Origin of the sequence: Streptomyces sp. NRRL S-37 (genome assembly GCF_000721605.1) — a bacterium.
Lineage (GTDB): Bacteria > Actinomycetota > Actinomycetes > Streptomycetales > Streptomycetaceae > Streptomyces.
In genome coordinates this window covers 393,872-417,196 of record NZ_JOIZ01000001.1, presented here as the reverse complement: position 1 = coordinate 417,196, position 23,325 = coordinate 393,872, and the positions used below count along the sequence as shown (strand labels likewise).

The following is a 23,325-nucleotide window of genomic DNA, read 5'->3' as shown; positions in this document are numbered from 1 at the left end:
CGGACCTCAGGTGTTCCGGAAGCGGTTGATGGCGTCGATGTGCCGTGCGCGCTTTTCGTGGTCGCGCACGCCCAGACCCTCCCCGGGTGCCATGCACAGCACGCCGACCTTGCCCTGGTGCAGGTTGCGGTGCACGTCGTAGGCGGCCTGGCCGGTGTCCTCGAGGGAGTACACCTTCGACAGGGTCGGGTGGATCTTCCCCTTGGAGATCAGCCGGTTGGCCTCCCAGGCCTCGCGGTAGTTGGCGAAGTGCGAGCCGATGATGCGCTTCAGCGACATCCACAGGTAGCGGTTGTCGTACTGGTGCATGTAGCCCGAGGTCGAGGCGCAGGTGGTGATGGTGCCGCCCTTGCGGGTGACGAACACCGAGGCGCCGAAGGTCTCGCGGCCGGGGTGCTCGAAGACGATGTCGATGTCCTCGCCGCCGGTGAGTTCGCGGATGCGCTTGCCGAAGCGCTTCCACTCCTTCGGATCCTGGGTGTTCTCGTCCTTCCAGAACCGGTAGCCCTCGGCGCTGCGGTCGATGATCGCCTCGGCGCCCATCGACCGGCAGATGTCCGCCTTCTGCTCGCTGGAGACGACACAGATCGGGTTGGCGCCGCCGGCGAGCGCGAACTGGGTGGCGTAGGAGCCGAGTCCGCCGCTCGCGCCCCAGATGAGGACGTTGTCGCCCTGCTTCATGCCGGCGCCGTTGCGGGACACCAGCTGCCGGTACGCGGTGGAGTTGACCAGACCCGGGGCGGCGGCCTCCTCCCAGCTCAGGTGGTCCGGCTTGGGCATGAGCTGGTTGGACTTCACAAGTGCGAGCTCCGCCAGGCCGCCGAAGTTGGTCTCGAAGCCCCAGATGCGCTGCTCGGGGTCGAGCATCGTGTCGTTGTGGCCGTCGGACGACTCCAGTTCGACGGAGAGACAGTGGGCGACGACCTCGTCACCGGGCCGCCAGGCGTTGACGCCGGGGCCGGTGCGCAGCACGACGCCCGCGAGGTCGGAGCCGATGACGTGGTACGGCAGGTCGTGGCGCTTGGCCAGCTCGCTGGTGCGGCCGTAGCGCTCCAGGAAGCCGAACGTCGACAGCGGCTCGAAGATCGAGGTCCACACCGAGTTGTAGTTGACCGAGGAGGCCATGACGGCCACCAGGGCCTCGCCCGGGCCCAGTTCGGGCAGCGGCACGTCGTCGAGGTGGATCGACTTGCGGGGGTCCTTGTCGCGGGTCTCGAGGCCCGCGAACATCTCCGTCTCGTCCTTGTGCACGGTGATCGCGCGGTACGACTCGGGGAGCGGCAGGGCGGCGAAGTCCTCCGACGTGGAGTCGGGCGACTGGATCGCGGCCAGGATGTCCTTGACGGTCACGGTGTTGCCTCCGGCGATGAGCGCCCTGAGGGAGGGGCGCTGAGGGTTACGTCGGTGTGCTGCTGAGGGTCGGGGGTGCCGTCGGTCCGGCGGTGGTGCTTCGGCAGCGCTGGGTGTGCGCGGGAGGTTGCCTGTGACGCAGGCGTCCGGACGTGCGGGCGGCGGGCCCGCCGGGACTCGCCCGGACTCCTTCAACGTATGGCACGCCGTGTCAGCCCGCAAGGCACTGAGTGTCAGAAATTGGGCTCAGGTGAAATCTTTACGCATCAGATGAGCGATGATCGATCGAACGGGCCTGGAAAGGCCCGCGAAAAGGGGTCCTGACATGGCAAAACGGCCACCCCGTGGGGTGGCCGTCATCACAGTGGTGAGGAGCTTTTCCGTGCCCTCGGCGTCTGTTCAGCGCTTCTCGGCGCCCGTCCAGTGCTTCTCGGTGTCCGTTCAGCGCTCCTTGAGCGCCTGCTCGATGGTCCGCATCACCTCGTCCAGCGGGGCGTCCACGTGCGCGACCGTCACCAGGACCTCGCCGTGCGTGGACGCCGAGGACACGGACGGCTTCGGCGGCACGGTGCGCCGGCCCGCCATGATCCCGCTGCCGAAGGTCTTGCGGACGATCGCGAAGGCGTGGTCGAGCTGGGCCTCGACATCACCCTGGCCGTCGGCCCGCAGCCAGCGCCGCAGCACGTGGTTGTGCGCGGTGACCACGGCGGACGCGGCGACCTCCGCCAGCAGCGGGTCGTCGTTGGCGTCGTCGTCGTGCGCGTGCTCGTCGAAGTGGCCGAGCAGATAGCGGGTGAAGAGACGCTCGTAGCGGGCCACCGACGCGATCTCCGCCTCGCGCAGGGTGGGCACCTCACGCGTCAGCTTGTAGCGGGCGACCGAGATCTCGGGCCGCGCCGCGTACATCTTCATGACCTCCTTGATGCCACGGCACACCGTGTCGAGCGGATGCTCGTGCGCGGGGGCGGCGTTGAGCACCGCCTCGGCGCGGACCAGGGTGTCGTCGTGGTCGGGGAAGATCGCCTCTTCCTTGGAGCGGAAGTGGCGGAAGAAGGTGCGCCGGGCGACCCCGGCGGCGGCCGCGATCTCGTCGACGGTGGTGGCCTCGTACCCCTTGGTCGCGAACAGCTCCATCGCGGCGGCCGCCAGTTCCCGGCGCATTTTGAGCCGCTGGGCGGCGGCACGGGAGCCGGCGGCGCTTTCCGGCTGCTCGGTCGTGGCGGGCGTACGTGCTGACTTGGCGGGCTGGGACATGCCCTGAACGTACTGCATGTGCGCAGCTCGGTGCGCATGACCGGGGTTTCCCCCGCCCTCGGCGGGCGGGGGAGGGGCACTGAGGGCGGGCGGCGGGAACCGGTCGGGGCCGAGCAGTCCGCCCCACTCCGCGCCACCCTCGTACCGGTCACCGGGGTGCGGCTCAGCGCTTGGCATATTCGCGGAAGCCACGGCCGGTCTTGCGGCCGAGGCAGCCCGCGGCCACCAGATGCTCCAGCAGCGGCGCCGGCGCGAGACCCGGATCGCGGAACTCGCGGTGCAGCACCTTCTCGATGGCGAGCGAGACATCGAGCCCGACGACGTCCAGCAGCTCGAACGGACCCATCGGATAGCCGCCGCCCAGCTTCATCGCGGCGTCGATGTCGTCGAGGGACGCGTAGTGCTCCTGCACCATCTTGATCGCGTTGTTGAGGTACGGGAACAGCAGCGCGTTCACGATGAACCCGGCCCGGTCGCCGCAGTCCACGGCGTGCTTGCGGATCGTGCCGCACACCTCCCGCACGGTGGCGTGCACGTCGTCGGCGGTCAGCACCGTGCGCACCACCTCGACCAGCTTCATCGCCGGCGCGGGGTTGAAGAAGTGCATGCCGATCACGTCCTGCGGGCGCGAGGTGGCGCGGGCGCAGGCCACGACCGGGAGCGAGGACGTGGTGGTGGCGAGGACCGCGCCCGGCTTGCAGACCTTGTCCAGCGTCGCGAAGAGCTGCCGCTTGACCTCCAGGTCCTCGGCGACCGCCTCGACCGCGAGATCGACGTCGGCGAAGTCGTCGTAGCTGCCCGTCGGACGCACCCGCTCCAGAGTCTGGGCGGCGGCCTCGGCGGTCATCCGCCCCTTGTCGACGGAGCGCGCCAGGGACGTCCCGATCCGGGCCCTGGCCCCCCGTGCCTTCTCCTCGCTGCGGGCGGCCAGGACCACCTCGTAGCCGGCCTTGGCGAAGACCTCGGCGATACCGGAGGCCATGGTGCCCGAGCCCGCGACACCCACCGAACGCACCGTACGGCCGGGGGCCGCGAAGACGTCCCCGAGCGGGGTGCGGGCGTCGCGCACGACGGTCTTGCCGCCGGGTGCCTCGTACGTGTAGAAACCGCGCCCCGCCTTGCGGCCCGTCAGGCCCGCTTCGCTGAGCTGCTTGAGGATCGGGGCCGGCGCGTGCAGCCGGTCACGGGACTCGGCGTACATGGCCTCCAGGACCGTACGCGCCGTGTCGACGCCGATCAGGTCGAGCAGCGCCAGCGGGCCCATGGGCAGCCCGCAGCCCAGCCGCATCGCGGCGTCGATGTCCTCGCGGGAGGCGTAGTTCGCCTCGTACATCGCGGCGGCCTGGTTGAGGTAGCCGAACAGCAGCCCGTCGGCGACGAACCCGGGCCGGTCGCCGACGGCCACGGGCTCCTTGCCCAGGTCCAGCGCGAGGCCGGTGACCGCGGCGACGGCCGCGGGCGCGGTCAGCACGCTGGACACGACCTCGACCAGTTTCATCGCCGGCGCCGGGTTGAAGAAGTGCATGCCCAGCACCCGCTCGGGGCGGGCCGAGTCGGCGGCGAGACGGGTGACGGACAGCGCGTTGGTACCGGTCGCCACAATGGTCTCCGGCCGCACGATCCCGTCGAGTTCACGGAGGATCTGCTGCTTGATCCCGTACGACTCGGGCGCCACCTCGATCACCAGATCGGCGTCGGCCGCCGCCGCGAGGTCGGTGGAGGTGGTGACGCGGGCGAGGAGGTCCGCGCGCCGCTCCTCGGTCAGCCGGCCGCGCTCCACGGCGTGGGCGGTGGAGGACTCCAGGACGGCGACGCACTTCGCCGCCTGCGCCTCGCTGATGTCGATGCCGATGACGTCGCGGCCGGCACCGGCCAGGACCTCGGCGATGCCGGTGCCCATCGTGCCGAGGCCGACCACGGCGACGGTCCGGAGCGGGGACAGGGGGGTGTCGGAGAGGGGAGTGGCCATCGCGGGACTCCAGGAATGAGGGTGACGACGGGAAACACGCCCGGGTGCGCCGAAGGGCGCACCGGGTGCGTGCGGGATGCGGGTGTGGCCGGGCTGCGAGCGCACACGCCCGGTGCCGTCGGTGAACGACGGTGGATCCGACCGGCCCTGTCCCGGGGCCGAGCCGTACTGCGGTACACGAGGTACCGAACCGACTGCTCCCCCACGGCCTCGAAGGCGTGGGAGGTGCCCCCAGCGGCGGCCGCGTCACCAGACCGCCGTGAGGAGGGTGCGAGTGGGTAACTCGCTCGTCTGAGCTTAACTCGCGGGTAACGAGCGCGCCAGTCCCCGGCTTTGTGATGTACGTCCCGGACGGCCCCGCACACCCCTAACCTCTCAACCATGGACGAAGAGTTGCGATCACTCACGGAGCGCTTACGGACGGAGTCGGGCGGATCGACGGCGTACGACCGTCTCCTGGCCACGGACGACCCCGACACCCTGGCCGGCGTCCTCACCGCACCGGGACAACCGCTCTGGGCCCGCGAACTGGCCGCGTTCCGGCTGGGACTGGCGGGGGACCGCAGGGCCTTCGAGGCACTCGTGCTCCTCCTCAACCACCGCGACCCGCCGCGCTGCGCCTCCGCCGCCCACGCCCTCGCCCGCCTCGGCGACCCGCGCACCGCCCGCGCCGCCGCCGCCCTCGCCACCAACGAACTCCGCGTCGCCTACGCCCTGCACCCGGTCCGCCTGCTCACCGCACTGCGCGCCCCCGAGACGGTCCCCGCCCTGATCACCACGCTGCGGCGACGACTGAACCCCCACGACCCCTATCGCCGGGTCGCGCTGGCCTGCGTGGAGGGACTGGGCGAACTCGGCGACCCGCGCGCCGAACCCGTACTGAACGAAGCCCTCGCCCACCCGGCCCTGGCCGAGGCGGCGGTCCACGCCCTGGCCCGCATCCCCCGGCCGCGCTAGGAGGTGTCAGCCGGTGAGCTCCCGCGCGTACCGCACCTCGGGCACCAGCACGCCGGTCACCTCGAAGGGCTCCTCCGCCCCGTCCGCCCCGAACCCCGCACGCTCGTAGAAACGGCGGGCGCGGGTGTTGCCCTTGAGGACCCACAGGTACATGCGCTCGTGGCCGGCGGCGGCGCAGCGGCGGACCGCCTCGGTGAGCAGCGTCCGCCCCATGCCCCGGCCGATGTGCTCGGGGGACAGGTACAGGGCGTACAACTCGGCGTCCCCGGTGCGCACATCACCGTCCCGGTAGGGGCCGAACGCGGCCCACCCGGCGAGCTCACCCCCGTCGGTCTCGGCGACGAGGTTCACCACGCTGCCGTCACCGTCGGCCAGACGGGCGCGGTGCCGCTCGGCGTCCGCCGCGATGTCGAGGCCGTCGAGATACGGCTGCGGGACGAGCCCCCGGTAGGCGTGCCGCCAGCCCCGTATCCGTAGCGCGGCCACGCGGTCGCAGTCGTCCACCGTCATCGCGCGCGGCGGGAAGCCGCTCACGCCGCCACCACCGCGAACGCCTCGATCTCCATCAGGAACTCCGGGCGGACCAGGCCGGCGACCTGGACGGCGGACGCGGCCGGCAGCCGGTCGTCGGGTATGTGCTCGGCGCGGACCGCGCGGATGGCCGGCATGTGCGCCATGTCCGTGACGAAGAAGGTCAGCTTCACCACGTCGTCGAAGGTCGCCCCGGCGGCGGCCAGACAGCGCCGCAGGTTCTCGAACACCTGGCGGGCCTGGGCCCCGGCGTCGCCCTCGCCGACGAGCCGGCCCTCCTCGTCCAGGGCGAGCTGGCCGGAGACGGCGACGAAGCGGCCGGTGCCCGTCACCACGTGGGTGTACTGGGCCGCGGGGGCCACGCCGTCGGGGGCGGGGATACGGGTCAGGTCGCTCATGCGTTCATGATGGACCACGGGTACGACAGTCCGTCCCGACGGGCCGTCAGGCCTCAGCTCCGGAAGCCGAGCAGGCCGTGCAGGGTCGAACCGCGCGCCGACGTCGGTGCCGCCTTCGACGTCAGCGGCTCGGGGTCGGGCAGCGCCGCGCACACCGCGTCGGCCTCGCCGCCGCTCCCGCGCGGCACGGTCCCGTCGGCCAGATAGGCCGCCAGATGCCGGTCCAGGCAGGCGTTCCCGCTCAGCGTGACGCCGTGGTTGCCGCCGCCCGACTCGACCACCAGGGCGGAGCGCGCCAGCAGCCGGTGGACGGTGACACCGCCCTGGTACGGGGTGGCCGCGTCGTGCGTCGCCTGGAACAGGAGAGCCGGCGGCAGCTTGTGGTTGCGGACGCGTTCCGGGTGAAGGGACTCGGCCGGCCAGAACGCGCACGGCGCGTTGTACCAGGCGTTGTTCCAGGCCATGAAGGGCGCCCGCTCGTACACCTCCCAGTGGTCCTTGCGCCACTGCCGCCAGTCACGCGGCCAGGCGGCGTCCCGGCACTGCACCGCGGTGTAGACGCTGTAGCCGTTGCCGCCGGCGGCGTCGCCCGCGCCGAAGTTCTCGTACGCCTCGATCAGCGGCTCGGCGTCCCGCTCGTTCACGTACGCCGAGAACGCCTCCGCGAGATAGGGCCAGTAGCCGTTGTAGTAGCCGCCCGGGAGGTAGGTGTCCTCCAGTTCGGCGGCACCCACCTTCCCACCGGCCGGGTCCTTCTTCAGGGCCGCGCGCATCGCGTACCAGGCGGTCTCGAGCTTCTCCGGGTCGGTGCCCAGCCCGTACGCCGAGTCGTACGCGGCGACCCAGGCCAGGAAGGCGCGGTGGCGGTCGTTGAACGCGTGGTCCTAGTTCAGATTGGCGTCGTACCAGACCTCGGTGGGGTCGACGACCGAGTCCAGGACCAGGCGCCGCACCCGCTGAGGGAACAGTTTCGCGTAGACGGCGCCCAGATAGGTGCCGTAGGAGTAGCCGAAGTAGCTGAGCTTCTCCGCGCCCAGCGCCCGCCGGATCACGTCCATGTCGCGCACCGTGCCGCCCGTGTCGATGTACGGCAGCAGATCCGCGTACGCGCGTCCGCAGGCCGCGGCGAAGGACCGCACGCGCGCCAGGTTGGCCCGTTCGACCTCGGGCGAGGTCGGCACCGGGTCCGGGCGCACCGGGCCGAAGTGGTCCGGCGCGCAGTCCAGCGCCGGCTCGCTGGCGCCCACCCCGCGCGGGTCGAAGCCGATGACGTCGTACTGGGCGGCCACCTCCTTCGGCAGCGCCGCCGCGACGAACCCGGCGAGCGTCAGACCGCTGCCGCCGGGGCCGCCCGGGTTCACCAGCAGGGGGCCCTGGTACCGCTGTGCGGTGTGCGGGACGCGGGACAGCGCCAGCGTGATCCTCCGCCCGGCGGGCTCGGTGTGGTCGAGCGGCACCTCGACGGACGCGCACTGCAGCGCCGGGTAGTCGTCGGTGCCGCACTCCTTCCACACGGGTCGCGCGGCGTGGAAGGTCTCCGCGGCGCGCGGGGCGCCGGCCTGGGCGGGCGCGGCCGTGAGGCTTCCGGCCAGGACGACGGCGGCACCGCACAGCACGGCTGCGCTTCTTCTCATGACGGGGTCCTCCCGGGACGGAGGTGCTGCGGACCGCGGGGCTCACGGTTCACGCGGCATCGTCCCGATGTGGGGCCGCATCCGAACATGTTCTGTTGATTCTTGACCCGATCGGATCGCCGGAAGCGCTCGAACGCTCTTAAAGGAGCGTCAGTTGGGTCGGTTCGGCCACTGGGGACCCGGCCGGCCCGGCGGCGCGGATCCGGCGGGCCGTCTGCGCGCGGGCGGGGCCGATGCCGTACTCCTGGGCCAGCTCGTGCACCTGCCGGGTGATGCGGCGCTGGTACCACTTCGGGGCGTAGGCGCCGTCCGCGTACAGCCGCCGGTAGCGGGCCACCAGGTACGGATGGTGCCGCCCGAGCCAGGCCATGAACCACTCGCGGGCGCCCGGCCGCAGATGCAGCACCAGCGGGGTGACGGAGGTGGCGCCCGAGGCCGCGACGGCCCGCACGGTCGCCCGCAGTTGGTCGGGGCGGTCACCGAGGAACGGGATCACCGGCGCCATCAGGACCCCGCAGGCGATGCCGTGCCCGGTGAACGTCCGGACCACGTCGAGGCGCCGCTCCGGTGCCGGAGCGCCCGGCTCGACCGTCCGCCACAGCTTGTCGTCGGTGAACCCGACCGAGACCGAGACGCCCACATCGGTCACCTCGGCGGCCTGCCTCAGCAGCGGCAGGTCCCGCAGGATCAGCGTGCCCTTGGTGAGGATCGAGAACGGGTTGGCGTGGTCGCGCAGGGCGGCGAGGATGCCCGGCATCAGCCGGTAGTGGCCCTCCGCGCTCTGGTAGCAGTCGACGTCGGTGCCCAGCGCTATGTGCTCGCCCTGCCAGCCGGGGGAGGCCAGCCGGTGGCGCAGCAGCTCGGGTGCGTTCGTCTTCACCACGATCTGGCTGTCGAAGCCGAGGCCGGTGTCGAGGTCCAGATGACCGTGGGACTTGCGGGCGAAACAGTAGACGCACGCGTGCGAGCAGCCGCGGTACGGGTTCACCGTCCACTCGAACGGCATGCGGGAGGCCCCCGGCACCCGGTTGACGAGGGAGCGGGCCCGGATCTCGTGGAAGGTGATTCCGGCGAACTCGGGCGTGTCGAAGGTGCGGGTCGTGACCGTCTCCGCGTCGAACAGGGCGGTGCCGGCCCGGCTGTGTTCGGAGTCCGGTGAGAGGTTCTCCCCGCGCATGACGCCTCCTCGGTGTCGCTGCGGCACAGAATAGAACAAGTGTTCCCTTGATCGTGCGAGTGACATCTTCGGTCACTCTCCCGATCACATCCGGACCCCCGATTTGGGCGGCCGGGCGCGGGGGTGGTTGGCTTGCCCCGACCCCGAGAACCCAGGCCCTGGAGGTAAGCGATGGCGCAGGTCGAGGCCACTACGGAGCGGATCGTCGCGGCGGACGCGGAGACGGTGTTCGACGCCCTCGCCGACTACAGCGGCACCCGCGGGAAGGTACTGCCCGAGCAGTACAGCGAGTACGAGGTCCGCGAGGGCGGCGACGGCGAGGGCACCCTCGTGCACTGGAAGCTCCAGGCCACCAGCAAGCGCGTGCGCGACTGCCTCCTGGAGGTCACCGAGCCGACCGACGGCGAACTGGTCGAGAAGGACCGCAACTCCTCCATGGTCACCACCTGGCGGGTCACCCCGGCCGGTGAGGGCCGCTCCCGCGTCGTGGTGACCACCGTCTGGAACGGCGCCGGCGGCATCGGCGGCTTCTTCGAGAAGACCTTCGCGCCCAAGGGCCTCGCCCGTATCTACGACGCCCTGCTGGCCAAGTTGGCCGCGGAGGTCGAGAAGTGAGGGGTGGCAAAGCCTCGTAAACGGTGCGGAGGTGGCTTCTCACCGTTTCGAGTGATCTCGTTACGGCCTTTCTCGGTCCCGTAACTCACCGCGCTTGCTCGTAGTTGTCGCTTTTACGCGGGAATTGTCCGGCGGTGCGACGAGGGGAGCGGCACGTGGGCGGGATCACTCTGACGCAGGACGAGCCGGCCACGGCACCACCGGCCGGGGGCCCGCCGCCCCCGGCACCGGCCGTGGAGCAGGGCCTGAGCCCGCGCCGGGTCCGGCTGGTCTTCCTCGCGCTGATGCTCGCACTGCTCCTCGCCGCCCTGGAGCAGATGATCGTCGCCACCGCGCTCCCGGGGATCGTCGGCGAGCTGCACGGCCTGGACCGGATGTCCTGGACGATCACCGCCTATCTGCTCACCGCCACCGTCGGACTGCCGGTCTACGGAAAGCTCGGCGACCTGTTCGGCCGCAAGGGCGTCTTCCAGTTCGCGATCCTCGTGTTCGTCGTCGGCTCCGCGCTGGCGGGCCGCGCGTCCACCATGGACGAGCTGATCGCCTGCCGCGCGGTGCAGGGCGTCGGCGCGGGCGGCCTGCTGACCGGCGTTCAGGCGATCATCGCGGACATCGTGCCCGCGCGCCGGCGCGGGCGCTTCATGGGACTGATCGGCGCCGCCTTCGGCCTCGCGTCCGTCGCCGGGCCGCTGCTCGGCGGCTACTTCACCGACCACCTCTCCTGGCGCTGGTGCTTCTACGTCAACGTCCCCTTCGGCCTCGTCACCATGGCCGTCGTCGCCCTGGCGCTCAGACTCCCCAAGCCGGCCGCACGGGGCCGCTTCGACGTCCTCGGCGCCCTGCTGCTGGCCGCCGCCTCCACCTGCCTGGTGCTGCTGACCGGTTGGGGCGGCACCGAGTACGCCTGGGACTCCCGGGTCGTGCTCGGACTCGGCGCGGGCGCCGCCGTCACCACCGTCCTCTTCCTCGTCGTCGAGCGCTTCGCCGCCGAACCCCTCATCCCGCTGCGGCTGTTCCGGGACTCCGTTTTCAACGTCAGCGGCCTGGTGGGGCTGGTGACCGGCGTCGCCCTGTTCGGCGCCGCCAGTTACCTGCCGACCTATCTCCAGATGGTCGAGGGGGCCTCCGCCACCGAGTCCGGACTGCTGATGCTGCCCATGACGGGCGGCATCGTCGGCGCCTCGATCGTCTCCGGGCAGCTCATCAGCCGTACCGGCCGCTACCGTTGGCACCCCGTCGTCGGCTCCGCCCTCTCCGTCGTCGGCATGTGGCTGCTGTCCCGTCTGGAGACCGGCACGCCCCGGCTGCACTACAGCCTCTGGATGGCCGTCCTCGGCGCCGGCATCGGCATGGTGATGCCGGTGCTGATCCTCGCCGTGCAGAACTCCGTGCGCCCCGCCGACCTCGGTACCGCCACCAGCGCCAACAACTTCTTCCGGCAGATCGGCGGCAGCGTCGGCGCCGCCGTCTTCGGCACCCTCTTCGCCGGCCGGCTCGCCGACGCGCTCGACGAGCGCCTCCCCGCGCACGCGGGCAGCGGGCCGCCGGCCGCCGAGTCGATCACCCCCGAGTTCGTCCACGCGCTGCCGCCCGGGCTGCGCGACGCCTATGTGCAGGCCTACGCCGACGCCATGCCGCGCATCTTCCTCCACCTGGTGCCGGTGCTCGTCCTCGGCCTGCTCATCGCCTTCTTCCTCAAGGAGAGACCACTGGTGTCCCACCACGCCCCCACCGCCGACCCCGCCGACCTCACGGCACAGGTGCCGCACGCGCGCCCCCACTCCCCGAACGGGGGGACCCCCGCCCCGCCCCGCTCCCCGCACACAGGCGGCATCCCCGTCTGCGGGACCGTGCAGCACCCCGACGGGACCGTCGTACCGCGCGCCGCGCTCACCCTCATCGACGTCACCGGACAGCAGACCGGACGGGGCGCCAGCGGCGAGGACGGGCGGTACGCGCTGGCCACGCCGGGACCGGGGTCGTACGTCCTGATCGCCGCCGCCGGCGGTCACCAGCCGCAGGCGGTCTCCGTGACCGTCGGCGAGCGGCCCGTCGAACTCGATGTCGTCCTCGGCGGCGCGGGCCGTCTCGCCGGCAGCGTCGTCACCGCCGACGGCACCCCGGTGCGGGACGCCGCCGTCACCCTCACCAACGTCCACGGGGAGGTCGTCGCCAGCACCCGCAGCGGCCGGGAGGGCGGCTATGTCATCAGCGAGCTGGTGGCCGGGGAGTACACCCTCGCCGCGAGCGCGCCCGCCTTCCGTCCGGCCGCCCTCCCCGTCACCGTCCAGGCCGCCCGCGAGACCCGTCAGGACGTCGAACTGGCCGGTGGCGCGGTGCTGCGCGGCACCGTGCGGGCCGGCGGCGGACGGCCCGTGGAGGAGGCCCGCGTGACCCTGCTGGACGCGGCGGGCAACGTCGTCGACACCCTCACCACCGGACCTGACGGCATCTTCCGCTTCGTCGACCTGTCGTCCGGTGAGTACACCGTCATCGCCGCCGGTTACCCGCCGGTCGCGACCGTGCTCCAGATGGCCGGCGGAGGCCGCACGGAACGCGACCTCCAGCTCGGCCACGAGGACTGAAACGGTCGCTCACGCGCGGGAACGCACGCCGGTGCGAGCACGGGCGGGCAATTCCCGCGTTGGCGCACATCGCGGCCGACCGTGGCCGTACGGTGGTGACGGCGGTACAGATCTTGCACAGCCGGGGGAGAGAGGGCCTGGGCCATGGACCGTGGCACCGAGCGGGACGCACCTCCGGAACGCCGCGCGGGAGACGGCGCGGCGACCGAACGGGGCGGCGCCGGCCGTATCCCGCTGGCCGTGGTCGTGGTCGACCGCGACGGACTCGTCTCCCACTGGAGCAGGGGCGCGCGGCGCCTGTTCTCCCTCGCCAAGGAGGACGCGATCGGCCGCCCGGCGGCCGACCTGCTGCCCGTGACCGGGGCCCTGCCCGAGGAACCGGGGGAGTCCGGGGACGAGGAGCCCTACGGGGCGTACGCCGCCTACGACGATCTGGGGCCCGGCCTCGGCGCCTCGCTCGGCGGAGGCCTGTCCTACCCGGCGGCGGGCCGGGCCCGGCTGACCGCGGCCGACGCCGGACGGGTCGACGTGCTGTGGTGGGCCTACCCGCTGGTGGGCCCGGGACGCGAGCGGCTGCTGGTGCTGGCCGCCGACGCGGACGGACTGCTGCGCACGGACGAGGCCGGGACGTTCGAACGGATCGCGCCCGGCTTCGCCCTGCACACCGACTTCCCCGGCTCCGAGGAGCTCGCCCGCCGGCTCCCCGAGATCCTCCCCAGCATGAGCGTCGGCGACAGCGCCCGTATCGTCGCCCAGATCCTCGAACTGGGTTACCCCATCCTGGAGTTCAGCCGGAACGACCGGGTGCCCGTCACCCCCGACTGGGGCGTGCCCCGGCGCGTCGAACGCCGGGAGCGCCGCGAACGGGCCGCGCGGGCGCTGGCGGCCGGCGAGCCGGTGCCCGAGGAACTGCGCGACGAGGGCGAGGACCTCGAGTACGCCGCCGTCCGCGAACGCCTGGAGTTCCTCAACGAGGTCAGCTCCCGGATCGGCACCTCCCTCGACCTCTCCCGCACCATCGTCGAGGTCAGCAAGGCCGTCGTGCCCCGCTTCACCGACGTCGCCGGCACCTATCTGCGCGAACAGGTCGTCGCCGGTGAGGGATTCGACGAGGGCGTGCCGGACACCACCACCCTGTGGCACCGGGTCGCCCTGGAGCACACCGACGAACCCGGCCGCTGGGACGACGTCGTCCCCGTCGGCGAGGCCATGCCCTTTCCGGCGCACACCCCGTTCTTCCAGTGCATGACCACCGGCGAACCCGTCCTCGTGCCGCGCATCAGCGAGGAGATGGGCCACGCCATCGCCTCGCAGTTCGAGAAGCGCGACATCCGGCCGCTGATCACCGGACGGTCCATGCTGGTCGTCCCGCTGAAGGCCCGCCACGTCGTCCTCGGCTTCATGATCCTGCTGCGCCATCCGGAGCGGCAGGTCTTCAACGACATGGACCGGGTCACCGGCGCCGAACTCGCCGCCCGCGCGGGGCTCGTGCTCGACAACGCGCGGATGTACACGTACCAGGAGAACGTCGCCGAGACGCTCCAGGACAGCATGCTGCCGCACATCCCGCCGCGCATGGCGGGCTGCGACATCGCCACCCGCTATCTGCCGGGCACCCTGCTCGGGCGGATCGGCGGCGACTGGTTCGACGCGGTGAAGCTGCCCGGCGCCCGTACCGCGTTCGTCGTCGGCGACGTCATGGGACACGGGCTGAACTCGGCCGCGATGATGGGCCAGTTGCGCACCTCCGTGCAGACCATGGCCGCACTCGACCTGCCGCCCGCGCAACTCCTGCGCAACCTCGACGACCTCGCCCAGCGGCTCGGTGACACCTACCTCGCGACCTGCCTGTACGCCGTCTACGACCCCATCGCGGGCGAGCTGCGTCTCGCCAACGCCGGACACATCCCGCCCGTGCTGGTGCGTGCCGCCGACGGGCGCAGTGAACTGCTCGACCTGCCCACCGGGGCGCCCATCGGCGTCGGCGGGGTGCCCTTCGAGACGGCGCGCGTGCCCGTGGAGCCCGGTGACCGGCTGGTGATGTGCACCGACGGACTGGTCGAGGTGCGCGGCGAGGACATCGGCGTCGGGCTCGCCACGCTGTGCGAGTCCGCCGCCCACCCGGCCGCCTCCATGGACGACGCCTGCGACACCATCATCCGGGCGCTCAACACCCAGGGCGGCCGCAAGGACGACGTGGCCCTGCTGATGGCACGCCTCGGCGGCATCGACCCCGACGACGTCGCCGAATGGCGGCTCGTCCCCGAGCCGTCCGAGGTCGGCCGGGCCCGCGCGGTGGTCCGCGAGCAGCTCTACGACTGGGGGCTGCCGAAGCTCGCCGACAGCACCGAGCTGATGGTGAGCGAACTCGTCACCAACGCCGTGCTGCACTCCCACGCCCGCCCCGTCGCCCTGCGGCTGGTGCGCGGCGACACGCTGCTGTGCGAGGTGGAGGACGACGACCACGAACTGCCGACGTTGCTCGACGCGCGGCCGGCGGACGAGTTCGGGCGGGGACTGCGCGTGGTCAGCACCCTGGCCCGCCAGTGGGGCACCAGCCGGACGACGACCGGCAAGAGCGTGTGGTTCGAACTGACACTGCCGCGACGACGCTGAGCGCCGGTGGTACACGGCGCACGCCGGGGCGAACGGGCCGTGAAGGAATCCGCCGGGCGCTTGTCCGCGCGCCCGGGGCGCGATACACCGTACTGGCCCGTCACACGGGGCGGGTCGGCGTCGCACCCTGGGGAGTCGGTCATGAGCGTGACGAGTCGGTACCGGGAGGCCTGGGAGGGCTTCTGGCGTGAGGCACCCGACGAGGAGGGGGCCGTGTTCTGGGACGCGGAGCCCGCCCTGACGGTGGCCCGCCACCTCGCTCTGTTCGAACCGCGTCTGACGGACCCCTGGCTGCCCCTGGTGGACCTCGGGTGCGGCAACGGCACCCAGACCCGCTTCCTCGCCGACCGCTTCCCGCACGTCCTCGGCGCCGACCTCTCCGCCGCCGCCCTGGACCGCGCCCGCGCCGCCGACCCGGCCGGGCGGGCGGCGTACCGGCTGCTGGACGCCGTCGACAAGGCCGGGACGCAGGAGCTGCACGCCGAACTCGGCGACGCCAACGTGTACCTGCGCGGTGTGCTGCACCAGTGCGAGCCCGACGACCGGCAGGCGCTGGCGGACGCCGTCGCCACGCTGGTCGGCGACCGCGGCCGGGCCTTCCTCGTCGAGCCCTCCGAGGCCGCCGGAGCCGTCCTGCGGGGCCTCGCGGCCGGCCCCGACGGCCCGCCGCCCAAACTCGCGCCGGTCCTGCGGCACGGCATAGCCCCCGGCGAGGTCGACGACGCGGCCGTGCCCGAGCTCCTGACCGCGGCCGGACTGACCGTGCTGGCGCACGGCACCCTGCCGCTGACCACCACGGAACACGGCCCCGACGGCACCCGTATCGCCCTGCCGTCCCTCTGGTTCCTGACGGGACGGCCGTAGGCAAACGCCTGGTGAGGAGCGATGCGCCCGTCACCGGTCCGGACCGGTGAGAGTTGTCCACAGGCTGGCCGGGATTCGGCGGAACCACGTAGCGTGTGCCGCATGAAGATCCTCATCAGCGCCGACATGGAGGGTGCCACCGGCGTCACCTGGCCGGCCGACGTGCTGCCGGGGACCCCCCAGTGGGAGCGGTGCCGGTCCCTGTTCACCTCGGACGTCGACGCCGCCGTGCGGGGGTTCTTCGACGGCGGCGCCGACGAGGTGCTGATCAACGAGGCCCACTGGACCATGCGCAACCTGCTCCTGGAGCGGCTGGACGAGCGGGCCGAGATGCTCACCGGGCGGCACAAGGCCCTGTCCATGGTCGAGGGCGTGCAGCACGGCGACGTGGACGGCATCGCGTTCATCGGCTACCACGCCGGCGCGGGCATGGAGGGCGTCCTCGCGCACACCTTCCTCGCCAACTCCGTCACCGGGGTGTGGGTCAACGACGTACGGGCCAGCGAGGGCCTGCTCAACGCGCATGTGGCCGCCGAGTACGGGGTGCCGGTGGTCCTGGTGACCGGTGACGACGTCGCCTGCGAGGACGCGCTCGGCTACGCGCCCGAGGCGCTGAAGGTCGCCGTCAAGGACCATGTGTCCCGGTACGCGGCGGTGTGCCGTACCCCCGCCCGGACGGCCGCCGACATCCGCGCGGCGGCCGAGGAGGCGGCCGCGCTGGCGGTGCGCCGGAAGCCCGTCGACGGCGGGCCGTTCACCGTCGCGGTGGAGTTCGACGCCGAGCACCTGGCGATGGCCGTCACCGTCGTGCCGGGCGTGACCCGCGTCGGTGAGCGGAAGGTGGCGTACACCAGCGGGACCATGTACGACGGGATCCGCGTCTTCAAGGCGGTCACCACGATCGCCTCGGCCGCGGTGGAGGAGCAGTATGGCTGACGAGCGGGCCCTGGACGAGGTCGTGACGTTCACGTCCGACCTGATCAGGATCGACACGACCAACAGGGGCGGGGGCGACTGCCGGGAGCGGCCCGCCGCCGAGTACGCCGCCGCGCGGCTCGCCGAGGCGGGACTCGAGCCGGTGCTCCTGGAGCGCGTTCCGGGCCGCGCCAACGTCGTCGCCCGCCTGGAGGGCACCGACCCGTCGGCCGGCGCGCTGCTCGTCCACGGCCATCTGGACGTCGTCCCGGCGGAGGCCGCCGACTGGAGCGTGCACCCGTTCTCCGGGGAGGTCCGCGACGGGGTCGTCTGGGGGCGCGGCGCGGTCGACATGAAGAACATGGACGCGATGATCCTCGCCGTGGTGCGGGCCTGGGCGCGCGAGGGCGTACGGCCCCGGCGGGACATCGTCATCGCGTTCACCGCGGACGAGGAGGCCAGCGCCGAGGACGGGTCCGGGTTCCTCGCCGACCGGCACGCCCACCTCTTCGAGGGCTGTACCGAGGGCGTCGGCGAGTCGGGCGCGTTCACCTTCCACGACGGCGGCGGACGGCAGATCTACCCGATCGCCGCCGGTGAGCGCGGCACCGCCTGGATGAGGCTCACCGCGCGCGGCCGGGCCGGGCACGGCTCCAAGGTCAACCGGGAGAACGCGGTGACCCGCCTCGCCGCCGCCGTCACCCGTATCGGTGAGCACCAGTGGCCGCTGCGGCTCACCCCGACCGTGCGGGCCGCGCTCACCGAGCTCGCCGCCGTGTACGGCATCGAGGCGGACCTGTCGGACGTGGACACCCTGCTGGACAAGCTCGGCACGGCGGGCAAGCTCGTCGAGGCCACCGTCCGCAACAGCGCCAACCCGACGATGCTGGACGCCGGTTACAAGGTCAACGTGATTCCCGGGGAGGCCGTGGCGCACGTCGACGGACGGTATCTGGCGGGTGCCGAGGAGGAGTTCCGCGCGACCATGGACCGGCTCACCGGACCGGACGTCGACTGGGAGTTCGAGCACCACGAGGTGGCGCTCCAGGCACCGGTGGACTCCCCGACGTACGCCCGGATGCGGGCCGCCGTCGAGGCGTTCGCGCCCGAGGGACACGTGGTGCCGTACTGCATGTCCGGCGGCACGGACGCCAAGCAGTTCTCCCGGCTGGGCATCACCGGCTACGGGTTCGCGCCGCTGAGGCTGCCGGAGGGCTTCGACTACCAGGCGCTCTTCCACGGCGTCGACGAGCGCGTCCCGGTCGGGGCGCTCCATTTCGGTGTCCGGGTCCTCGACCGGTTCCTGCGGACGGCCTGAGCGGATGGGGGAGACAGTGCGGACCCTGGCGTACGGCGAGTGGCCCTCGCCCATCGACGCGGCCACGGCCGCGGCCCACGACGGCGGCCCCGAGTTCGTGGGCTTCGTCGGCGACGAGGTGTGGTGGACCGAGCCCCGGCCCGCCGAGGGCGGCCGCCGCGCACTCGTGCGGCGGCACGCCGACGGCACCGAGGAGCCGGCCCTGCCCGCGCCGTGGAACGTGCGGAGCCGCGTCATCGAGTACGGCGGCCGGCCCTGGGCCGGCACCGTGCGGGACGGTGTCCCGCTCGTGGTGTTCGTGAACTTCGCCGACCAGCGCCTCTACCGGTACGAGCCGGGCGGCGAGCCCCGCCCGCTCACCCCCGTGTCCCCGGTCGGGCAGGGGCTGCGCTGGGCCGATCCGGTGCTGCCGCCGGACCGCGACGAGGTGTGGTGCGTCCTGGAGGAGTTCACCGGCGACGGCCCCAGCGACGTGCGCCGCGTCCTGGCCGCCGTACCGCTGGACGGCTCCGCCGCCGGTGACCGGGGCACCGTACGGGAACTGAGCGACGGCCGGCACCGGTTCGTCACCGGGCCGCGCCTCGCGCCGGACGGGCGGCGCGCCTGCTGGCTCGGCTGGGACCACCCGCGCATGCCGTGGGACGGCACCGAACTGCTCGTCGCCGACGTCCTGGCCGACGGCACCCTGCGCGAGGCCCGCACGGTGGCCGGCGGACCCGAGGAGTCCGTCGCCCAGGCCGACTGGACCCCCGACGGCCGGCTGCTGTACGCGAGCGACCGCACCGGCTGGTGGAACCTCTACCGGGACGGGGAGCCGGTCTGCCCGCGCGAGGAGGAGTTCGGCGGACCGCTGTGGAAGCTGGGGCTGCGCTGGTTCGCCCCGCTGGACAGCGGCCTGATCGCCGTCCTGCACGGCCGGGGCGCACCCGTGCTCGGCGTCCTCGACCCGGAGACCTGCGAGCTCGTCGACGCCGCCGGCCCGTGGAGCGAGTTCGCGCCCACCCTCGCGGCGCACGGCGAGCGGGTCGTCGCCGCCGGCGCCGGACCGCGCAGCGGCCACGAGGTGGTGGAGCTGGACACCCGGACGGGTCACGCCCGGGTGATCGGCGCCCGCCACGAGGACGCGGTGGACCCGGCGTACTACCCCGAGCCGCGGGTCCGCACGTTCACCGGACCGGGCGGCCGGGAGATCCACGCCCGGGTGTACCCCCCGCACCACCCCGGGTGCGCCGGCCCCGCGGACGAGCGGCCCCCGTACGTCATCCGGGCGCACGGCGGTCCCACCGGCCGGGCGCCGCTCGTGCTCGACCTGGAGATCGCCTACTTCACCTCGCGCGGCATCGGCGTCGCCGAGGTCGACTACGGCGGCTCCACCGGATACGGGCGGGAGTACCGCGACCGGCTGCGCGGACAGTGGGGCGTGGTCGACGTCGAGGACTGCGCCGCCGTCGCGCTGGCCCTCGCCGACGAGGGCACCGCCGACCGCGGCCGGCTCGCCATCCGGGGCGGCAGCGCCGGCGGCTGGACCGCCGCCGCCTCGCTCACCACGACCGACGTCTACGCCTGCGGCACCATCAGCTACCCGGTGCTCGACCTCACCGGCTGGGGCACGGGGGAGACCCACGACTTCGAGTCCCAGTACCTGGAGAGCCTGATCGGCCCGCGCGCCGAGGTGCCCGAGCGGTACGCGGAACGCTCGCCCGCCGCACACGCCGACCGGCTCACCGCGCCGTTCCTGATGCTCCAGGGACTGGACGACGTGATCTGCCCGCCCGCGCAGTGCGAGCGGTTCCTGGCCCGGCTGGCCGGCCGGGGCGTGCCGCACGCCTATCTCACCTTCGAGGGCGAGGGGCACGGCTTCCGGCGGGCGGAGACCATGGTGCGAGCCCTGGAGGCAGAGCTGCACTTGTACGCCCAGGTGTTCGGGATGAGACCGCCCGGCGTGCCGGCCCTGGAGCTGGGCACATGAGCCGGGTCCGAGCACTGCGCCGGCCGGCCCGCCTCGCCCCCGGCGCCCGGGTGGCCGTGGTCGCACCCAGCGGTCCGGTGCCCGAGGAGCGGCTCCAGGCCGGGCTCGACGTACTGCGCGGCTGGGACCTCGCCCCCGTGACGGGCCCCCATGTCCTGGACCGGCACGGCGAGTTCGGCTACCTCGCGGGCGGCGACGCCGACCGGGCCGCCGATCTGCAGTCCGCCTGGTGCGACCCGGACGTCGACGCGGTGATCTGCGCCCGCGGCGGTTACGGCGTCCAGCGCATGGTCGACCTGCTCGACTGGGAGGCGATGCGGGCCGCCGGGCCGAAGGTGTTCGTCGGGTTCAGCGACATCACCGCGCTGCACGAGGCGTTCGCGGTCCGGCTCGGCCTGGTCACCCTGCACGGGCCGATGGCCGCGGGCATCGACTTCGTGAAGAGCGCGCGGGCGCAGGACCACCTCAGGGCGACCCTCCTCGCCCCCGACACGGTCCGCACCATCCGTTCCGACGGCACCGCGCTCGTCCCCGGCCGGGCGCGCGGGATCACCCTCGGCGGATGTCTCTCCCTGCTCGCCGCCGACCTCGGCACCCCGCACACCAGACCCTCCGCGCGCGGCGGACTGCTCTGCCTGGAGGACGTGGGGGAGGAGACCTACCGGCTCGACCGCTACCTCACCCAGCTCCTGCGGGCCGGCTGGCTCGACGGGGTTTCCGGGCTGCTGCTCGGCTCCTGGGCGCGGTGCGAGCCGTACGACGGGGTGCGGGCGCTGCTCGCCGACCGGCTCGGCGGCCTCGGGGTGCCGGTGGCCGAACAGTTCGGGTTCGGGCACTGCGCCGACGCGCTCACCGTCCCCTTCGGCGTCACGGCCGAACTCGACGCCGACGCGGGCACCCTGACCCTGGACGAACCGGCGCTGAGCTGACGAACCGGCGTCGAGCCGACCGGCACGCGTCGCGCGCGGGCCCGTCGTAGGGTGGCGGGGTGCCGCACACCGCTTCCCGCTACCTCGCCGAAGGCCGCCGCGTGGGGCTCCGTCACTTCACCCACGCGGACGGCGCCGAGTTCACCGCCCGCGCCCGGGAGAGCAAGGACCTCCACCACCCCTGGCTGTTCCCGCCGGACAGCCAGAGCGCGTACGCCGCGTACGCGGGGCGGCTGATCGAGGATCCCACCAAGGCGGGGTTCCTGGTCTGCGAGAAGGAGGCGGACGGCGCCCTCGCCGGGTTCATCAACATCAACAACATCGTCGAGGGCGGCTTCCTGTGCGGTGCGCTGGGTTACGGCGCCTTCACGCACGCGGCCGGGCGCGGACTGATGCGCGAGGGCCTGGACCTCGTGGTGCGGTACGCCTTCGGCCCGATGCGGCTGCACCGCCTGGAGATCAACGTACAGCCCGGCAACGCCGCTTCCATCGCCCTCGCCCGCGCCTGCGGGTTCCGCCTGGAGGGCTTCTCGCCGAAGATGCTCTTCATCGACGGCGCCTGGCGCGACCACCAGCGCTGGGCGATCACCAGCGAGATGACGGCGGGCCGTTGACGCCCGGCCCCGTGCCCGGTTCCCCGTGCGGAGGCGGAGGCCCGCGCCGTGACCGGGCGTGTCAGGAGTGGCGGTCCGCGTACTCGTAGACCGCCCCGTCCGGGTGCCGGGCGATGAGGTTGCGGCCCACGGGGGTGGGGAGCGGGCCCGCGAGGATGTCGGCGCCCATCTCCGCGAGCACCCGGCCGGTCTCCTCGACGTCCTTGACCGCCAGGGTCGCGGCGACCCTGCGCAGCACGTCCAGTTCGGCTGCGGGACCGCTCATCAGCAGGAAGCAGCCGACCGCGGCGACCTGGACGCCGCCCCGCTCGAACCGGAGGGCCCTGCCGCCCGCCAGCCGCTCGTAGAAGGGGATGGCGGTCTCGATGTCGTCGACGCAGACACGCAGTGTGGCACCCAGAATCTCCATGCGGACGAGCCTAGTTGGGGCCGCCGCGGCAAGGGGAGCCGGCCTCGGGGGCGTCGGCCGGCACGGTGGGGACACGGACGCCGAGGCGGTGCGGTTCCGGCGTCGGTCCGTCCTTTCGTGGTCAGCCGGTCAGCCGGTCAGCCGGTCTGCTGGAGTCGCGGCAGCACCTTGGTGCGGTAGAAGTCGAAGAAACCGCGCAGGTCGGGGCCGATCTGGTTGACGTAGACACGGTCGAAACCCGCGTCGGCGAACCGGCGGAGCTCGGCGACGTGCTCGTCCACGTCGTCGCCGCACACCCGGTTCTCCCGCACCATGTCCTCGGTGACCAGCGTCTGCGCCTGCTCGAAGTGCCTGGGCGAGGGCAGCACCTGGCCCAGTTCGCCGGGCAGCAGCTCGTTCGCCCACAGCCGGTGCACGGTGCGCACGCACGCGTCGCGGTCGGTGCCGTAGCAGACCTTGGTGCCGCCGCTGACCGGTTTGCCGCCGCCCCCGCCCTTGCGGTACTGCTCCACCATCGGGGCGTCCGGCATCATCGTGATGTAGCCGTCGCCGACCCGGGCGGCGAGCTTGGTCGCCGCCGGCCCGAAGCCCGAGATGTCGATCGGCACGGGCTCGTCCGGCACGGTGTACAGGCGGGCGTTCTCCACCGTGTAGTGCGTGCCGTGGTGGTTGACCTCCTCGCCGGAGAACAGCCGGCGCATCACCTGGATGGCCTCCTCCAGCATCTCCAGCCGTACGTGCGCGGGCGGCCAGTGGTCTCCGAGGATGTGCTCGTTCAGGGCCTCGCCCGTGCCCACGCCCAGCCGGAACCCCCCCGGCGACATCACCGCGGCCGTGGCCGCCGCCTGCGCCACCACCGCCGGGTGCGTCCGCACGGTCGGGCAGGTCACCGCCGTCCCCACCGGCAGCGACACCGCCTCGGACAGCGCGCCGATCACCGACCACACGAACGGGCTCTGCCCCTGTTCGTCGTTCCACGGATGGTAGTGGTCCGAGATCCACAGGGCCTGGAACCCGGCCTGCTCGGCCATCCGCGCCTGCTCGATCAGCTCGGCGGGACCGTACTGCTCGCACGAGAGGAAATAGCCGTACTCGGGCATGGGGGGCGCCTCCGTGACGTGGGCGGTTCGGGTCCCGGACCGGGTACCCGGGGGGCCCGGCGGAAACCGGCGGACGTTTGGCGGACCCGGTCAGGGGGACGCGGAAGTCTCCCGACGTCCG

At 72.9% G+C, this 23,325-nt stretch carries 18 protein-coding genes and 1 pseudogene; 10 read left to right on the top strand and 9 right to left on the bottom strand.

Going from position 1 to position 23,325, the window contains the following annotated elements:
• Window positions 1-6: 6 nt before the first annotated feature.
• From ccrA to IH50_RS0101690, 3 genes are all read right to left on the bottom strand, one after another.
• Entirely contained in the window at window positions 7-1,350 is a 1,344-nt protein-coding gene (ccrA, locus tag IH50_RS0101700) for a crotonyl-CoA carboxylase/reductase (protein WP_030856413.1), read from the bottom strand.
• A gap of 441 nt (window positions 1,351-1,791) precedes the next feature.
• Window positions 1,792-2,604 carry a TetR family transcriptional regulator gene (locus IH50_RS0101695; RefSeq protein ID WP_030856412.1) on the bottom strand — a complete coding sequence of 271 codons (813 nt, stop codon included), beginning with the start codon at window positions 2,602-2,604 and terminating at the stop codon, window positions 1,792-1,794.
• Between the two features lie 163 nt (window positions 2,605-2,767).
• Window positions 2,768-4,573: a 3-hydroxyacyl-CoA dehydrogenase family protein gene (locus tag IH50_RS0101690; RefSeq protein ID WP_030856411.1), complete on the bottom strand. Its 1,806-nt coding sequence runs from the start codon at window positions 4,571-4,573 to the stop codon at window positions 2,768-2,770.
• Between the two features lie 381 nt (window positions 4,574-4,954).
• Between IH50_RS0101690 and IH50_RS0101685 the strand changes: the two genes are divergently transcribed.
• Window positions 4,955-5,530 carry an adenylosuccinate lyase gene (locus IH50_RS0101685; protein WP_030856409.1) on the top strand — a complete coding sequence of 192 codons (576 nt, stop codon included), beginning with the start codon at window positions 4,955-4,957 and terminating at the stop codon, window positions 5,528-5,530.
• A gap of 6 nt (window positions 5,531-5,536) precedes the next feature.
• Here IH50_RS0101685 and IH50_RS0101680 read toward each other — a convergent pair whose 3' ends face one another.
• The 4 genes and pseudogenes from IH50_RS0101680 to IH50_RS0101665 form a co-directional block, all read right to left on the bottom strand.
• The gene (locus IH50_RS0101680; protein WP_030856407.1) at window positions 5,537-6,040 is read right to left on the bottom strand and encodes a GNAT family N-acetyltransferase; all 504 of its coding nucleotides are present in this window, start codon (window positions 6,038-6,040) and stop codon (window positions 5,537-5,539) included.
• A 20-nt stretch (window positions 6,041-6,060) separates the two neighbouring features.
• Window positions 6,061-6,459 carry a RidA family protein gene (locus IH50_RS0101675; protein WP_030856405.1) on the bottom strand — a complete coding sequence of 133 codons (399 nt, stop codon included), beginning with the start codon at window positions 6,457-6,459 and terminating at the stop codon, window positions 6,061-6,063.
• A 53-nt stretch (window positions 6,460-6,512) separates the two neighbouring features.
• Window positions 6,513-8,093, bottom strand: a pseudogene (locus IH50_RS37335) (alpha/beta hydrolase).
• A 139-nt stretch (window positions 8,094-8,232) separates the two neighbouring features.
• Complete coding sequence (locus IH50_RS0101665; protein ID WP_030856403.1) at window positions 8,233-9,270, bottom strand: Rv2578c family radical SAM protein; 1,038 nt, start codon at window positions 9,268-9,270, stop codon at window positions 8,233-8,235.
• Window positions 9,271-9,441: 171 nt separating this feature from the next.
• On the opposite strand from IH50_RS0101665, the gene IH50_RS0101660 reads away from it, so the two are divergent.
• The 9 genes from IH50_RS0101660 to IH50_RS0101620 all read left to right on the top strand — a co-directional run bounded on the left by IH50_RS0101660 (window position 9,442) and on the right by IH50_RS0101620 (window position 21,695).
• Window positions 9,442-9,885, top strand: coding sequence for an SRPBCC family protein (locus IH50_RS0101660; protein ID WP_030856401.1), 444 nt, complete (start codon window positions 9,442-9,444; stop codon window positions 9,883-9,885).
• Between the two features lie 155 nt (window positions 9,886-10,040).
• Window positions 10,041-12,470 carry an MFS transporter gene (locus tag IH50_RS0101655; RefSeq protein WP_030856400.1) on the top strand — a complete coding sequence of 810 codons (2,430 nt, stop codon included), beginning with the start codon at window positions 10,041-10,043 and terminating at the stop codon, window positions 12,468-12,470.
• A gap of 144 nt (window positions 12,471-12,614) precedes the next feature.
• The gene (locus IH50_RS0101650; protein ID WP_030856399.1) at window positions 12,615-15,086 is read left to right on the top strand and encodes a SpoIIE family protein phosphatase; all 2,472 of its coding nucleotides are present in this window, start codon (window positions 12,615-12,617) and stop codon (window positions 15,084-15,086) included.
• 141 nt (window positions 15,087-15,227) lie between these two features.
• A complete protein-coding gene (locus tag IH50_RS0101645; protein ID WP_030856397.1) occupies window positions 15,228-15,950 on the top strand; it encodes a class I SAM-dependent methyltransferase in 723 nt (240 codons plus the stop codon).
• Window positions 15,951-16,052: 102 nt separating this feature from the next.
• Complete coding sequence (locus tag IH50_RS0101640) at window positions 16,053-16,886, top strand: M55 family metallopeptidase (RefSeq protein ID WP_030856394.1); 834 nt, start codon at window positions 16,053-16,055, stop codon at window positions 16,884-16,886.
• Complete coding sequence (locus IH50_RS0101635) at window positions 16,879-18,183, top strand: M20/M25/M40 family metallo-hydrolase (RefSeq protein ID WP_030856393.1); 1,305 nt, start codon at window positions 16,879-16,881, stop codon at window positions 18,181-18,183. The genes IH50_RS0101640 and IH50_RS0101635 overlap by 8 nt, the downstream gene beginning before the upstream one ends.
• A 4-nt stretch (window positions 18,184-18,187) precedes the next feature.
• Window positions 18,188-20,152, top strand: coding sequence for a prolyl oligopeptidase family serine peptidase (locus IH50_RS0101630; protein ID WP_030856391.1), 1,965 nt, complete (start codon window positions 18,188-18,190; stop codon window positions 20,150-20,152).
• The gene (locus tag IH50_RS0101625) at window positions 20,149-21,081 is read left to right on the top strand and encodes a S66 peptidase family protein (protein WP_030856390.1); all 933 of its coding nucleotides are present in this window, start codon (window positions 20,149-20,151) and stop codon (window positions 21,079-21,081) included. The genes IH50_RS0101630 and IH50_RS0101625 overlap by 4 nt, the downstream gene beginning before the upstream one ends.
• Before the next feature lie 59 nt (window positions 21,082-21,140).
• Window positions 21,141-21,695 (top strand): GNAT family N-acetyltransferase, encoded by a 555-nt coding sequence (locus tag IH50_RS0101620; protein WP_030856389.1) that lies wholly within the window; start codon window positions 21,141-21,143, stop codon window positions 21,693-21,695.
• A 61-nt stretch (window positions 21,696-21,756) separates the two neighbouring features.
• Here the strand turns inward: IH50_RS0101620 and IH50_RS0101615 are convergent, their stop codons facing one another.
• Entirely contained in the window at window positions 21,757-22,104 is a 348-nt protein-coding gene (locus tag IH50_RS0101615) for a VOC family protein (protein WP_030856387.1), read from the bottom strand.
• Window positions 22,105-22,241: 137 nt separating this feature from the next.
• Window positions 22,242-23,204, bottom strand: a complete 963-nt coding sequence (locus tag IH50_RS0101610) for an LLM class F420-dependent oxidoreductase (RefSeq protein WP_030856386.1) — start codon at window positions 23,202-23,204, stop codon at window positions 22,242-22,244.
• Between the last annotated feature and the right edge of the window lie 121 nt (window positions 23,205-23,325).

What these genes read in the sequence shown, in the direction of transcription:
- IH50_RS0101695 (WP_030856412.1), bottom strand. Translation starts at nt 2,604, where the DNA reads ATGTCCCAGCCCGCCAAGTCAGCACGTACGCCCGCCACGACCGAGCAG.
- IH50_RS0101690 (WP_030856411.1), bottom strand. Translation starts at nt 4,573, where the DNA reads ATGGCCACTCCCCTCTCCGACACCCCCCTGTCCCCGCTCCGGACCGTC.
- IH50_RS0101685 (WP_030856409.1), top strand. Translation starts at nt 4,955, where the DNA reads ATGGACGAAGAGTTGCGATCACTCACGGAGCGCTTACGGACGGAGTCG.
- IH50_RS0101680 (WP_030856407.1), bottom strand. Translation starts at nt 6,040, where the DNA reads ATGACGGTGGACGACTGCGACCGCGTGGCCGCGCTACGGATACGGGGC.
- IH50_RS0101675 (WP_030856405.1), bottom strand. Translation starts at nt 6,459, where the DNA reads ATGAGCGACCTGACCCGTATCCCCGCCCCCGACGGCGTGGCCCCCGCG.
- IH50_RS0101665 (WP_030856403.1), bottom strand. Translation starts at nt 9,270, where the DNA reads ATGCGCGGGGAGAACCTCTCACCGGACTCCGAACACAGCCGGGCCGGC.
- IH50_RS0101660 (WP_030856401.1), top strand. Translation starts at nt 9,442, where the DNA reads ATGGCGCAGGTCGAGGCCACTACGGAGCGGATCGTCGCGGCGGACGCG.
- IH50_RS0101650 (WP_030856399.1), top strand. Translation starts at nt 12,615, where the DNA reads ATGGACCGTGGCACCGAGCGGGACGCACCTCCGGAACGCCGCGCGGGA.
- IH50_RS0101645 (WP_030856397.1), top strand. Translation starts at nt 15,228, where the DNA reads ATGAGCGTGACGAGTCGGTACCGGGAGGCCTGGGAGGGCTTCTGGCGT.
- IH50_RS0101640 (WP_030856394.1), top strand. Translation starts at nt 16,053, where the DNA reads ATGAAGATCCTCATCAGCGCCGACATGGAGGGTGCCACCGGCGTCACC.
- IH50_RS0101635 (WP_030856393.1), top strand. Translation starts at nt 16,879, where the DNA reads ATGGCTGACGAGCGGGCCCTGGACGAGGTCGTGACGTTCACGTCCGAC.
- IH50_RS0101630 (WP_030856391.1), top strand. Translation starts at nt 18,188, where the DNA reads ATGGGGGAGACAGTGCGGACCCTGGCGTACGGCGAGTGGCCCTCGCCC.
- IH50_RS0101625 (WP_030856390.1), top strand. Translation starts at nt 20,149, where the DNA reads ATGAGCCGGGTCCGAGCACTGCGCCGGCCGGCCCGCCTCGCCCCCGGC.
- IH50_RS0101615 (WP_030856387.1), bottom strand. Translation starts at nt 22,104, where the DNA reads ATGGAGATTCTGGGTGCCACACTGCGTGTCTGCGTCGACGACATCGAG.
- IH50_RS0101610 (WP_030856386.1), bottom strand. Translation starts at nt 23,204, where the DNA reads ATGCCCGAGTACGGCTATTTCCTCTCGTGCGAGCAGTACGGTCCCGCC.